This window comes from Shewanella cutis, from assembly GCF_022410515.1.
GTDB classification, from domain to species: Bacteria; Pseudomonadota; Gammaproteobacteria; order Enterobacterales; family Shewanellaceae; genus Shewanella; species Shewanella cutis.
On the sequence record NZ_JACSDI010000025.1, the window covers coordinates 1 to 13,973 of the forward strand.

The following is a 13,973-nucleotide window of genomic DNA, read 5'->3' on the forward strand; positions in this document are numbered from 1 at the left end:
ATGCATGGGTCTACTTTGTCGATTTTATTTTCCCAGTTTTTTTATCTGTCTATTCATCTGTAGCACTTTACAAATTTTTGGCATATGGTTTCGTGCACACATTTACATAACAAACAATTCAAGCTGATTCGCAACGCGTGGCAGTTTTGGTTTGCAGTGAGTTTTGTGTTTATGGCGCAATGCGGTGACTTTTTTATTGCGTTGCTCACTACTTAATTTGGCGTTAATCCATAGAAATTTTAATTCGAAACTCACTCATTCGAGCTAAAAGTCTAACTCGGAAATGTCCAAAAGTGAGTTGCGTATTGTCGAGTATGAATAAGTCGGCTTAATTCGATGGTGCGACAGGCGCCATCTCTATCCCACGAAAGAGCTGATAGCGGTCGATATCGTCGTCTAAATATTGGATATTTTGCGTCCACTGCCATGCGCCCAGGGGCGCTTTAGCTTCGAATAACAACTGGATTAAGGCGGCGCGTGCATTCACGACTCCCTCGCCCAGCAGGGAATAATCGCCATTTTGTTGATATAAACTAAAGACTTGCTGCTTTTCCTGCGAGACACCGTCGTAATAAGTTAACAGCACTTGCTCGCCTTGTTCGCGAAACCACCAGGTTTCGCTGTAGGGAGCGTGCGTACCGACACTTACTGAGAGGATCAACTGACGCTGATCATGGGAACAAAATCCATTGACCGTCACTTGTCTAGGGGCATCACTCGCCTTAGCTGCATTGCCCTGCCATTGCCCCACCATTTGCGGGCAAAACGCCTTAAAGCTTACCTTAGCAGCTTGAGCAGAAAAGATGACTAAACTGCCCAAGGCGAGTATCAATACATTTTTGATCAATAGCTTGCTTAGTCTTCGCGGGATGATTAACGCCATATTCGAGTCCTATTTCAATCCTCCAATACATTAGCGTTAAAACACCGTTGCCACAAATACCCCACTCACACTCTATTACCTGGTGAGTATTCCAAACGATTCAACAACCCGACTCCAGTTACAGTTACTTACATAAAAGTCACTCTTGCCACCGATAGACTCAGTTTGATTTCATGCTCGGTTTCTATACTGTGATGTTTAACGGGAAAAATAACGATAACACTCTGAATGATAAGGAGACATCTAGTGAAAAAGGCAGGCATTTTACTGCTTAGCTTACTCATGCCTTTCAGCACGGCATTTGCAGAAGCAAGCAAACCGCTCTCAGTCGAATTACTTTGGCAACTCAAGCGCATAGGTAGCCCAGTGGTGTCTTCCACGGGCGAGCACATTATTGCGCCTGTGACTGAATACGACCTTAAGGAAGACAAAGGCTCAACCCAACTTTGGCGCTTTGACGGTGAAGGTAAACATAACCGTGCGATTACCGCTAAAGGCTTAAAAGTCAGCGAACCAGTATTTTCGCCAGATGGTAAAACCTTGGCTTTTATCAGCGAACGTAACGATGATGACGCTGGCCAAATTTACCTGTTACCTATGGATGGTCCGGGTGAAGCGGCGAAGCTCACGGATATTCCCACTGGCGTCAATGGCATCAAGTGGGTTGGCAAGCATTTGTATTTTATTAGCAATATCTTCCCTGAGCAGAACTGGGAACAAATGAAAGCCCAGCTCAAGACAGATAAAGATAATAAAGTCTCCGCCCGCCAGTGGAATGCGCTGCCCTATTCGCAGTTCGATCATTGGTTAGATGAGCGCCGTCAGGCCCATGTGTTTAGGATCCCTGCAACGGGCGGCACGGTCGAAGCCGTGACTCAGCCGCTAGGCCATGAGCTGCCGCGTTCTAGCCAAAGCAGTTCAAGCTATGATATTTCCCCCGATGAACGCTTAATCGCCTTTAGCGCCTATGGTTCGGATAATCGCGTCGACCCTAAATTAGACTTGTTCCTCGCCACCATCGGCGGCAGCAAGGCTGAAAACATCACTCCAGAAAACCCCGCACCAGATATCAATCCATCCTTTAGTCCTAATGGTAAAACCTTGGCCTTTACTCGCCAAAAAATCCCCGGATTTTATGCCGATACCGCAAGGTTGATGCTGCTGGATGTGAGCAGCCGCAAACTCACCACGCTTACCGCGGATTGGGATCGCTCAGTGTCCGACTTCAACTGGACACCCGATAGCAAAGGGTTCTATGCCAGCATTGATGATGCCGCCACTAACCGTATTTACCATATCGACGCTAAGAGCGGTAAGGCCAAGGCCATCACCCAAGCCACCGACTTTAGCCAACCCGCGATCGCTAAAGATGGTCAGTTGATTGCGACCAATCAAAGCTTTTTGTATCCAGCGCGTTTAGTCAGCATCAACCCACGCAATGGTAAAACCGAGCGTTTAGAGCAATTTAACGACGAGATTTTAAAGGATGTCGATTTAGGCACCTATGAGTCGGTCACCTACAAGGGTTACCAAGGCCAAGACATTCAAATGTGGGTGCACTATCCACCCGGGTTCGACCGCAGCAAAAAGTACCCGCTGTTTATGTTAATCCACGGCGGCCCGCACAATGCCATTAGCGATGGTTTCCACTACCGCTGGAATGCGCAAACCTTCGCCTCTTGGGGTTATGTTACCGCATGGCCAAACTTCCACGGCTCTAGCGGGTTTGGACAAGACTTTGCCGATGCCATTAACCCGGATTGGAAAAACAAATCCCTCGAAGACGTGCTCAAGGCCGCAGACTGGTTTAAGCAACAAAGCTGGATCGATAGCGATCGTATGGTTGCCGGTGGCGCCAGCTATGGCGGCTACTTAACCTCGATTATTTTAGGCCAGCCGCACCCCTTCAAAGCCCTGCTGATCCATGCTGCGGTGTACGACATGTACGCACAAATGTCGGCCGACTTTGCCGTCCATAGCACTCGCTTTGGTAACTACTGGGATAATCCTGAGCTGTATAAAGCGATTTCACCCCATTACTTTGCGGCGAACTTTAATACCCCAACCTTAGTCAGCCATGGTCAACTCGATTACCGCGTGCCCGTCGGCCAAGGTTTTGAGCTGTTCCGCACCCTGCAAACTCGTAATGTTGAATCGCGGATGATTTATTTCCCCGATGAAAACCATTGGATTATGAAACCCAACAACTCCATCTACTGGTATAACCAAGTGAAGGATTGGATGACTCATTACGCTAAGCCAGGTGCACAATAACACCTAGAATCTAGAACAGAAAAACAAAAGGTCTGCACTCTGCAGACCTTTTTATTGGGCGAAATAAAGCTAGCGCCAGTGGTTATTGACCAAAAACCACCGCATTAATATCAACGGTTTGCACTTGGCCATACTTGGCCGCGATAGGCGCAATCTTGCTGGCGTTGCCGATCAGCACAAACTGTAAGTCCTGTTGCGGGAAGTAAGTTTTCACTAACCTTTGGGTTTCTTCTAAGGTTAAGCCGTCCACTTTCGCTTGGAACTCGTTGATAAACTTATCATCGAAGCCGTAGAGATACATGCCAGATAAGAGTCCTGCCAATTGGCCCGAGGTTTCAAACTTAGGCGGGAACTGACCTTTAACATAGGCCTTAGCCGAATCCAGAGTCGCTTGGTCGACACCTTTCTCCCATAAACGAGCATAGGTTTTCAAGGCTAAATCAATCGCTTCTTGAGTGGTTTCCGTCTTAGTGAAGGTGCTAATGGTAAACACGCCCGAGTCGGTATAAGGACTAAAGCCGGAGCGCGCGCCATAGGTTAGCCCCGCATTCACCCGCAGTTCATCGTTCAGCCAAGAGGTAAAACGACCACCTAGAATAGTGTTCACTACCGTTAGCCCAACATAGTCTGGGTTATCACGGCTAATGCCTAAACCGCCGATAACAAAGGTGGTTTCCATCGCATCGGGCTTATCCACCAGCAGCACTTTGGCCTGGGTTAACTTTGGTAAACCTTGGTTTAAGTCGGGCTGAACGAGTTTTTCGCTGCCTTTCCACTGGCCAAAAGCCTGGGTTAACTTGACCTTCATCGCCGCCACTTCAAAATCCCCCACCACAGTTAATGCGGTATTGGCGGGTTGATAGTAGCTCTTATGAAAGGCGCGCAGCTGCGACACCGTGACTTGCTCAAGTGACTCGCGATTACCCGATGAGGCATTACCGTAAGGATGGGCACCGAACACCAGTTTATCGAAGTAGCGACCAATCACGGCGCGCGGGCTTTCTTTATCCTGCTGCAAACCCGCAATGGCGCGCTGCTTAAGCTTGTCAAACTCGGCCGAATCAAAATCGGGGTTTAATAGCGCGGCGCTGAATAGGCCAAGCATCACATCGGTATCTTTCGCCATAAAATCAGCGGCCAGATAACTGCCTTCTTTATCGGCTTCGGCCCCTAGGCTAGCGCCAAGAAAATCCACTTGCTGCTCAATCTCGGCCTTGGATTTACCCGCCGCACCAAGGAGCAAACCTTGCGCGGTCATTTGGGCGATACCTGCAGTGGTGTCGTTTACCGCCCCAGCACGCACGACCGCGTTTAGGGTGATCAACGGCACTTCGCGCTGTGGCATTAAATACACGGTAAGGCCGTTATCTAGCACTAACTTGTCGTAACTTGGCATGGCAAAGCTGCCGGTATCGACGCGTTTGGGCGCTGACGTCGCAGCACAGCCGGATAAGGCCAAGCTGGTCCCTAAAGCCAATGCGACCATTAACTTAGTGGGCTGCCAAGATGATTTGATCAAGGATGAACTTACAAAGGGTGATCTTATAAAGGAGAGCTTCATTGCCATCGATTTCATTGAGAGGACTCCTCATTTGCCGCCAATACCGCTACCGTGCGATTCGATTTGCGTAAATAGGTTTGGGCAACACGTTGGATATCTGCGGGTGTGACCTTGTTATAGGCCTCTGGCGCATTAAATAATTTATCGTAACTGCCAAAATACATTTCATAGGTGCCGATGGTGTTAGCCTTGCCATTAATGGTTTCCATCGTGCGGTAAAAATCCATCAACTTGATATTTTTGACTTTGTCCAATTCTTGCTGGCTAACGCCATTGGTCGCAATGGCATCGATTTGTTCAATCAGCGCCCGCTCTAGCGTCGATGCTTTCACCTCTGGCGTAGCCACTCCCATGACGTAAAAGAGATTGGGATCGACCGACATTGGCATATAGGTTTGCGCTTCTAAAGCCACTTGCTTATCCACCAACGCTTGATATAAACGCGAGCTATTGCCTTGGCTTAAAATCGAGCTTAATAAATCCAGCGTATAAAAATCTGTGTGAGTCGCCGCCGGAATATGGTAAGCCAGCATCACATTAGGTGTACTGACCGAGGCTTTTTGAACAAAGGTTCGGCGCTCACCCTTTTGCTCCGGCTCCACGGTACGCACAGCCTTTGGCGGTGTTTGCGCAGGAATAGGCGCAAAGTACTTGTCGGCCAAGGCTTTTACTTGGGCAAGCTTCACATCGCCCGCAATCACCACCACAGCGTTGTTTGGCGCGTAATAGGTCTTATGGTATTGCACTAAATCTTCTAGCGTCCACGCGGCGATATCCGACTCATGACCAATCACAGACCAAGAGTAAGGGTGCGCTAAAAACGCTACGCCTTTAATTTCGCCTTCGAGGGTATTCCAGTTGGAGTTTTCAAGCCCAGTCGAACGCTCCGACTGCACTACGCCACGCTCGCTTTCCACCATTTCAGGATTGATATCCAAGTTAGCGATACGGTCAGCTTCAAGGTCGAACATAGTTTCTAACGCATTAGCGGGGAACCAGTCGGTGTAAACCGTCATATCCTCTGTGGTATAGGCATTGTTAGCGCCGCCAGCGGCTTCCATCGTACGGTCGAACATCTTAGGGCCGTATTTTTTCGAGCCGTTAAACATCATATGCTCGAAAAAATGTGAGATACCAGTAATGCCCGGGACTTCATTACGGGAACCAACTTTCCAAAACAGATACATGTTGGCATTGGGAATAGAAGAGTCCTCTAGCACCATGATTTTCATACCATTGGCGAGTGTAAAACTCTTGATGTCTTCTGCCGTTGTGGCCTGTGCTTGGCTTAGGGGATTTAACAGTCCCATCGCCAACACCAGCGCCGATAGCGTGCGCTTCATCTTGTTCGCTCCTTGCTGTAAAAATTCACATAAGAGGGCATATTGATTAACAAATCAAGGGCGAAAAGATCTTCCCGCCCCATTTTTTGTAAGCTCAAGTTATACCGAAAAGCTGACGGAATAAGACTTAAACGGTTTATTGCGCCTTCAGTGTCGTAAGGGCAACCTTGGTCATGGCTTCAACGCCAATTTTTAAGGCGCTTTCATCCACATAAAATGCTGGCGAATGGTTACTGGCCGCCGTTTCAGGATCTGTGCCCTTTGGTGTCACCCCGAGGAAGAAAAACATCCCAGGAGACTCCAAAGCATAGAAGGAAAAGTCCTCGGCACCTGTGATTAATCCCGGCTCAATCAGCATTTTATCGCCGACCACGCTGGCAAGCGCGGGGCGCATATTGGCGACTAACTCAGGATTGTTTACCACCACGGGATAACCTTGATGGATTTCGGTTGTCGCGGTGGCGCCTAAGGTTTTTGCCGATAACTCAGCGATTTCGGCCAAGCGCACCTTAATATCGGCACGCATAGGCTGATCAAAGGTGCGGATGGTGCCAATCAGCTCCACTTCATCGGGAATAATATTTGAGCGAATGCCGCCATTGACTGCGCCAAAACTCACCACCGCGGGCGCTTTGGTTATATCCACTTGGCGACTGACAATAGTTTGCACATTGGTAATAATTTGCGCCGCGGCAACAATTGGGTCGACCCCATTCCAGGGGCGCGAGCCATGGGTTTGGCGACCTTTCACTTTGATCGTAAAGGAATCTTCACTCGCCATTGCTGGGCCGCTGCGCACCCCAATCATGCCGCTTGGCATACTCGAGGTCACATGCATGCCAAACACTTGGTCGGGTTTACGTTTGGCAAATAGCCCTTGTTTTAGCATGAGTTCAGCGCCGCCCTCTTCACCATCTGGCGCACCTTCTTCAGCAGGCTGGAAGATAAACATCACATCGCCGGCAAGGCTATCTTTCACTTTCACTAAATTCTCGGCCACGCCCATTAACATAGCCACATGGGTATCGTGACCGCAGGCATGCATCACCCCAACGGTTTGACCGCGATAGGTATCCGTCGCTTTGGAGGCAAAGGGCAGATCGACGACTTCGGTCACGGGCAAGGCATCCATATCCGCGCGGAGCGCAATTAACGGACCGAGTTTACCGCCCTTTAACTTTCCGCCTTTCAAGATAGCAACAACGCCTGTATGGGCGATGCCCGTCTGTACTTCTAATCCGAGGGATTTCAGATGCTTTTCGATAATCTTGCTGGTGCGAAACTCACGATTAGATAACTCAGGATGCTGATGTAAATCGCGGCGCCAGTCGATCACCTTTTGCTCCACCCCCGCCGCCAACTTGGCCGCATCGGGCTGCGCCGCATAGGCAAAACTTACCCCTTCACCCATTAAAATCAAGGTGACGATAGAAGCCAGTAAGCTCTTGGTCAGTTTTGATGTACTCACACCGAGTGAACTCGCATAAGGTGCAAAGGATGTGGCTACAGAGGATGTTGATAAAGCGCGCGATACCGAGGATACAGTCATAACGATAACCTATTGTTGTTTTTATAAGCTATCTAAACTACACCCACATCACAGAATTGTTAATAGATTTAATAGTCAGGCTTGTAACGAAGAATTATTGTGGAATAAACACATCATTTATGGCCGATGGCAATCCACACTTGGACGCATAAAAAAAGGGCCTTCGTTAGAAGGCCCAAAGACAAGGTACTACTTAAAGGTGAAGTTTACTTATTAACATTCCATTTTTGACGTGATACAGCCATCAATCCAAGCATCAGGACAGCAAGCCAGCCCAAGCTACCGCCACTGCTATCTTTAGTCTCTTCTACCGGAGGCGTTGGAGGCGTAGGTGGAGTCGGCGGCGTTGGCTCCACACCATCAGAGTTCACGACTAAGTTGAAGCTCGTTTGCACCATGTCATTTTGATAAACCTTATCAAAGGCTTTCACTGTGACAGTGGTTGTACCGTGCCAATCTTTTTCGGGTGTGATGGTGACTTTGTTGCCATTAACGACTGACGTGATATGCGCGCCTGTCACTTGGATACCATTAGCGGTATTTTCTTTATCTTGCACTAGCACCTCAAAACTGATGCTGGTGTTTTCAGCAACGGACATATTGCCAAGGGCACCTATCGTCAGGTTTGAAGGTATTTTGAGGCTTCCGCTAGAGGTCACACTATTGCTGCCGGTGTAATCACTTTTAGCAATAATCTGCAGATCTTGACCTACAGCTTTAGCACCAACACGGGCTGAGAATGATACTTCAATTGCCGTCGCTTCAGGTCCAGTGTAGTTAGCACAGACCACTAAGCCTTCTGCAATTTTCTTATCCAGATCGTTAAAGGCAAAACCATCGCCAATATAACCATATGCAGGGCCAAAGGTGCCACGTGGTCCATGGTAACCATGTAAACCAATTGAACCTAAATGCGCTTTATTACCGGTTAATTTGTCATAGGCAAAAATAAACTCATGTTCACCTGGGGTAAAATTAAGCTGTGTTGAGGCTAATAGCTCAAAGCTGTAACGCGCATCGTAGTCAGGATCATGGTTAATACCAAAGGCAAACTCCTGACGCATATTGTCCCATTCAACAATCAGGTAGCGGCGGTCGTTTGTCACGGCAAGAGATACACCGTCAAAGCTTTCGCTATCCATATTATATTCTGGGATGGTCATACCATCTCCGCGCCATAATGGAGCAATCACTGTATCAGGGAAATATTGCTCTTCCATTGGGTAGTGAGCAGCCCAGAACAGTGGTAGTTGATCGAGCTGAATAAAGCCACCAGGAGAAATACTTAAGGTATCTTTGTGTGAGTATTCTTCTGGGTTGTTATACAGCGGGATACGATCAATACCAAATGCACTTAATGGCACAGTTACCGTCTCATTCACCCGACCAGCAATCGCTGTTTCAGACTGAATGCCAGCCTCGGTAAATAAATCCAAATAATAAGGATTTGAACCGATAGGAATTCGACAGCTCTCGTCGGTCTCGCTGGTGGTAAAGGTGTATTGACGTTTTTGCGCATTACTCGCTTGTTGCATCGCTTTCAGAGTAATTTGCTGCGCAGCAACAGTGAGGCCAGCTTTAAGATCTTGGTTATTGCTGTTCGCTTTTAGCGTGTCAGGCAATAATTGCAAACCTTCAGGCAGTGTTAAGGCAATATTCACATCGCGCTCTAATCCGAGTAGGTTTGGTGCCATCACCATCTTAACCTCAACAACATCGCCTTCTTTGGCCTGTTGTTGGCTGGTCGTGATGCTGACATCATCGCCCTCATGTACTAAATGCACGGCCATCTTGCCAATGCTACCTACGTTTTGCGCGCCGTTACCGACTTCAACCAAACCGTATAAGCGATCACCCGCTTTACTGCCTGTGGCAGACCAGTTCATTTGTAATTGGTAGGGATCGATACCATTGGTACTGGCAGGCCCAGTCACATTAAGTTGCTTAGTATCGGTGTCGGAGATAATCGCAAGACTCGCTTTAATGTTGTCTTTGGTATCAATTTCGTCTCCCCATGGGCGCTTAAAGTTGCCTAACATCACCCAATAACGACCAGGCGTTGGATCATTAATCGCGCAATAGTCGGTAACATCGGTATAAGAGTAACAAATCGCCTCGTCATACCATTCCACTTTGCCGTTATTATTGAGATCCATACCAATATCTAACGACGTCGATGCCGATTTATCAGCTGATACCTCTTCCCACACAATGCGGCGAGTCCCTTCTGGCACATCAAAGAACTGCAATGCAACCCCAGGGCTATTGGCCAAGGTTTCTGGATCGCGGAACTTCACATAGGCAGCGCTAAGCTTGTGCTCAGTGACTTTACCAGCCGTTAAGCCGCTCACTTTGACATTAAGCTCGCTGATTTCTTTGGTCATTAACTCAGGTGTCAGCATGGTGCCGGTATCGCGGTGGATTTTACCCGAGACAATTTCTGGCAAGCTAGAGCCGGTAAAACGTGCCATGACGGGTAAGTATTGAGCTGGCAAACTGGCATCCGTTGGTTTCAGGTCAATTTTACCAAACACTTCGTTTGAGGAAGAGTTAGCGTTGACTGAGGTCACATCGAGGATTTTCGCCGTCACCATAATACTTTGCTGCTCACCCGCTTTTAACTTAATCGTTTGCGGATAAACACTTAGCTCAAGGAAAGGCGCGCCTTCTGTGGTGATTTCGGTCGCACTCACGTTCCACTCACCGTCAGTCGTAGCAGTAAAGGTACGCATCCAAGTGCAGCTACTTTTACATTCCGCATTGACTAAATAAGGCACGTTTAACGCGGTCACATCGCCACCTTCCATCGGGTTGGCAGCGCGATAATTATCACCGTTTTCATCCATCACCAGACCCGCTTTTACGGCTCTGGCAACGTTAATCACCCCGCTACCCATATCGTAGAAAGTCGCATCCACTAATTTTGGCGGATTCTCGTATGTTGGGGCTTTACCTAACACGGCGGTGGTCATCAGTGCTGACTGGATCATCGCAGGCGTCCACTGTGGGTGCGCCTGAGTAAGCAGTGCTAATGCACCTGCAACATGGGGGCCTGACATCGATGTACCGCTGATTGCCACATAATCGCTGGGCGATGGATACAGATTGAAGGGCATTTCATCTGAGTAGGCAGCAAACACATCCACCCCTGGGGCAGATACGTTCGGCACCATCACATTGGGGTTGGTATGGCTAGGGCCACGGGAGGAAAAGTCTGCTAACACATCGGCTTCACGCTCTGTGGTGATAATCTTGCCAGCAATAATCGTGGCCTTAGGCTCGGTTGTAGCTGCAACCCATTTGGTCAATGTATTACCTGATGCCGCATCAATATGCATTCCAGGGATAGGGAAAGGGTTTAAACTTAGGCTGTTCGCGCCAGTTCCATCATCAAACGAAACGGCGTTATACAGGATAATCCCGCCCGCGCCACCTGCAGCAACGTTAATGCCTTTCTGTACTCGGCCATTTTCTCCGCGCTTACAGATGACAATATCGTCACTATCAAAAGTGCCAGCAGGGAAAGGTTGCAAACAGAGTGGATCGTTATGGGCGGCAGCATCAACTAAATTGCCAGTAATATCACCCGTTACCGCATAACCAGTGATATCAGCAGGGGCATCAGCACCGACAAAATTGGTAATTTTACCTTCAACAGGTTCAATTTGGCGTCCATGGGTACTGGCGGCAACGGATGTTAACCAAGGTGATACATGGTCGATATAACCTGGGCCATAACGTCCCCAGTTACCCGCCGAGGCAGCAACAGAGATCCCTGATTCACGCGCAGCTAAAAACGCCATTTCAACGGCATCGTACCAAGGCAGATTTTCAAGCCCACCAATGGAGAAGTTAATCACATCAACGCCGTCGATAATGGCATCTTCAATAGCAGCTACCAATGCATCGCCAGGACAACCACCGTAGGTTTCGCCATATGACCCGCCACCGGGATAGCACACTTGATAGGCAATAATGTTGGCTCTTGGGGCAACGCCTGAAATTTCAGGGAAGACTAAAGAAGTATCAAAACCATCTGATTTTTCATCAGTTCCATTGAGTTTAAAGGGTACATTGTAGAGCACGTTACCCGCAACGGTACTGGCAGTGTGTGAACCATGGCCGTTGTAATCTTCACCGTTTGGAGGGCGTTTATAATCCACTTCCCATGGCGGCAGATCGGGTTGGAAAATCGGATCTTTATAGGTATCGGTAATGATATCGTAAGAACGAACACCGATAAGCTTACTGTTACACATCAAAGGATATTCTTGGCAGTCGCCCAGATATTTTCCTTCGCCTAATGGGTTTACGTGCTTATAACCGTCTGCCGAGACTGCGGCAAAAGAGGGGTGATCTGAGTTAATCCCAGTATCGATAATACCGGCAATGATGCCCTCACCGCGCATAGCAACGCCATCGGGAGTGCTCGAGCCCTGCCAAATCATATCAGCGCCAATGTGCTTAGGGCCAACATCGGTGAATAATTGGTATTCCTTCGCCCGAGTCACCACTTTAACATTGGGCAACTTAGCCACTTCAGCGGCTTGTTCTTGGGTTAACACCATGGTCATGCCGTTTAGTGCCACATTAAAGCGACGTTTTATTTCAGCATCTGGCGCAACACGCTTGATTTGGCTAGCCGTTTCATCCTGAGATCGCGTTAAAAAAGCTTGGTAGTTTTTAACTGTTTTGCTCTTTAAATCGATAGTCCCAAAACGCTCATTGGAACCCATTGCAGGCTGATTGCTACGGGGTGACGTTGCGGCAAACTCAGGTCTATCACCCTGATAAAGTGAAACCGGGGCATCCATTAATTGAATAATATAGGTATGAGTTCCATCAATATCCTTTTCCCATGTAAATGGCGCCTTATGGCTACTCCCATTTACAGCGCGATGGACGTTCATACCAATTTGGCCAGGTCTGTCAGCGCGATTCAGCGCCGGATGAGTAGGTTTATTTTTATTGGCTAATATTTGTTCTGGTGCCAGCTTGATACCAATGAGTTTCTGCTCAGCTTGGTTCCTATCTAAAGGATTGGCAACTAATGTCCCTATTCCGGTCGCGTATAGCGCCGCAAAGGTCATTATGCTGATCTTCTTCAATTTCATTACTCATTCCTTTTGTTAGAGTTATGTTGCAAATTTGTTGTTTGCGGAATGAATAGTTACCGTCAGCAATACTTTAAGGCCAATGCTTTTTGCGTATCGCTCCATGATAAAAAGCTATACACCCTAGCCACGTAAAAATTAATAAAACAAAACATAACCTTACAAATCGATATTTACCTCTCCCCTTAAGATCGCGATACAAATTGTCACTAAAGCCTGCTTGTCGATACTTAACCACAAGTGTATGTTGCAACTATGTTGTGATTATTTAGCAAATTAACTTGTGATTGAGTTTAAGCATCTTAAAAACTTCCAAATTTTAGCCAAAGAACGCAATTTCCAAAAAGCAGCCCAAAAATTAAATCTTGCTCAACCTTCATTAAGCCGAAGTATTCAACGCCTCGAGCACCTACTCGGCACCGAACTGTTGCTTAGGGGAAGCCAATCAACCTCTTTAACTCCCGCAGGAGAATTGGTTCTTAGTCATAGTCAGCATATTTTGCAAAATGTCGAAACCCTTCGAAAAGAATTGCAATATATGCAGGGAAAAAGCAGCGGTTATTTATCCATCGGCGCAAGCCCAGTGCCAGCCAATACGATTCTTGGCCCCATTCTTGGACGTTTTTTTGAGCAATATCCAGATATTCATATCGATCTAGAGGTTGGCACCTGGCAGCAACAACTTGAAAAACTGCTGAGGGGAGAACTCACTCTGCTAATTACAGATGTTGAAGGTGAAATTATTGGCCACGAAAGCGCAATACAATCCTTTAATTTACCTTCTTTTGAAGCGGTGTTTTGTACCAGAGTAGGACATCCGTTGACGTATTTAGATCACTTAACGCTAGAGGATATTAGAAACTACCCACTCGCCATACCCAAAAACTTACCTTATGGCGTTAGCGAACAATTTGGCGATCTGTTTAATAAATATCGAACAGACTTTTCGGGATTATTACATTACGATTCATTCCCTCCTATAAAAGGCGCCCTATTACATTCTCAAATTGTCGCATTAACACCACAAATCACTTTATTTGATGATGACATTAAAAATGCGGTACGCGTTATAACGCCACTTGATATGCCTAAACTAAACGTATTTTTTAGTGTTGTAATGCTTAAAAAGCAAATCAGTATTCCAGCAAAACGCCTGTTAAGTTTGTTACTTTAAGTAGCAGTTGTATTTACCACGGAAGATACCACGTCATTTACATTAAAAAGAGAGTTAAATTCAATATAAAACTCG

The 13,973-nt window shown here is 47.3% G+C and carries 7 protein-coding genes; 2 read left to right on the forward strand and 5 right to left on the reverse strand.

What is annotated here, in order from left to right; translation table 11 throughout:
- Positions 1-328: 328 nt before the first annotated feature.
- The gene (locus H9J30_RS19915) at positions 329-883 is read right to left on the reverse strand and encodes a hypothetical protein (RefSeq protein ID WP_240132587.1); all 555 of its coding nucleotides are present in this window, start codon (positions 881-883) and stop codon (positions 329-331) included.
- Positions 884-1,129: 246 nt separating this feature from the next.
- Between H9J30_RS19915 and H9J30_RS19920 the strand changes: the two genes are divergently transcribed.
- On the forward strand, positions 1,130-3,157 hold the full coding sequence (locus H9J30_RS19920; RefSeq protein WP_240132588.1) for a S9 family peptidase: 2,028 nt from the start codon (positions 1,130-1,132) through the stop codon (positions 3,155-3,157).
- An 82-nt stretch (positions 3,158-3,239) separates the two neighbouring features.
- On the opposite strand, the gene H9J30_RS19925 is transcribed toward H9J30_RS19920, so the two are convergent.
- The 4 genes from H9J30_RS19925 to H9J30_RS21670 form a co-directional block, all read right to left on the reverse strand.
- A complete protein-coding gene (locus H9J30_RS19925) occupies positions 3,240-4,733 on the reverse strand; it encodes a M16 family metallopeptidase (RefSeq protein WP_427915942.1) in 1,494 nt (497 codons plus the stop codon).
- The gene (locus tag H9J30_RS19930) at positions 4,730-6,061 is read right to left on the reverse strand and encodes a M16 family metallopeptidase (RefSeq protein ID WP_240132589.1); all 1,332 of its coding nucleotides are present in this window, start codon (positions 6,059-6,061) and stop codon (positions 4,730-4,732) included. Before H9J30_RS19930 ends, H9J30_RS19925 begins: the two co-directional genes overlap by 4 nt.
- A 136-nt stretch (positions 6,062-6,197) precedes the next feature.
- Positions 6,198-7,610: an amidohydrolase gene (locus tag H9J30_RS19935; RefSeq protein WP_240132590.1), complete on the reverse strand. Its 1,413-nt coding sequence runs from the start codon at positions 7,608-7,610 to the stop codon at positions 6,198-6,200.
- A 206-nt stretch (positions 7,611-7,816) separates the two neighbouring features.
- Positions 7,817-12,724 (reverse strand): S8 family serine peptidase, encoded by a 4,908-nt coding sequence (locus tag H9J30_RS21670; protein ID WP_275679686.1) that lies wholly within the window; start codon positions 12,722-12,724, stop codon positions 7,817-7,819.
- A 283-nt stretch (positions 12,725-13,007) separates the two neighbouring features.
- Between H9J30_RS21670 and H9J30_RS19955 the strand changes: the two genes are divergently transcribed.
- The gene (locus tag H9J30_RS19955) at positions 13,008-13,898 is read left to right on the forward strand and encodes a LysR family transcriptional regulator (RefSeq protein ID WP_011074154.1); all 891 of its coding nucleotides are present in this window, start codon (positions 13,008-13,010) and stop codon (positions 13,896-13,898) included.
- Positions 13,899-13,973 lie beyond the last annotated feature (75 nt).

What these genes read in the sequence shown, in the direction of transcription:
- H9J30_RS19915 (WP_240132587.1), bottom strand. Translation starts at nt 883, where the DNA reads ATGGCGTTAATCATCCCGCGAAGACTAAGCAAGCTATTGATCAAAAAT.
- H9J30_RS19925 (WP_427915942.1), bottom strand. Translation starts at nt 4,733, where the DNA reads ATGAAATCGATGGCAATGAAGCTCTCCTTTATAAGATCACCCTTTGTA.
- H9J30_RS19930 (WP_240132589.1), bottom strand. Translation starts at nt 6,061, where the DNA reads ATGAAGCGCACGCTATCGGCGCTGGTGTTGGCGATGGGACTGTTAAAT.
- H9J30_RS19935 (WP_240132590.1), bottom strand. Translation starts at nt 7,610, where the DNA reads ATGACTGTATCCTCGGTATCGCGCGCTTTATCAACATCCTCTGTAGCC.
- H9J30_RS21670 (WP_275679686.1), bottom strand. Translation starts at nt 12,724, where the DNA reads ATGAAATTGAAGAAGATCAGCATAATGACCTTTGCGGCGCTATACGCG.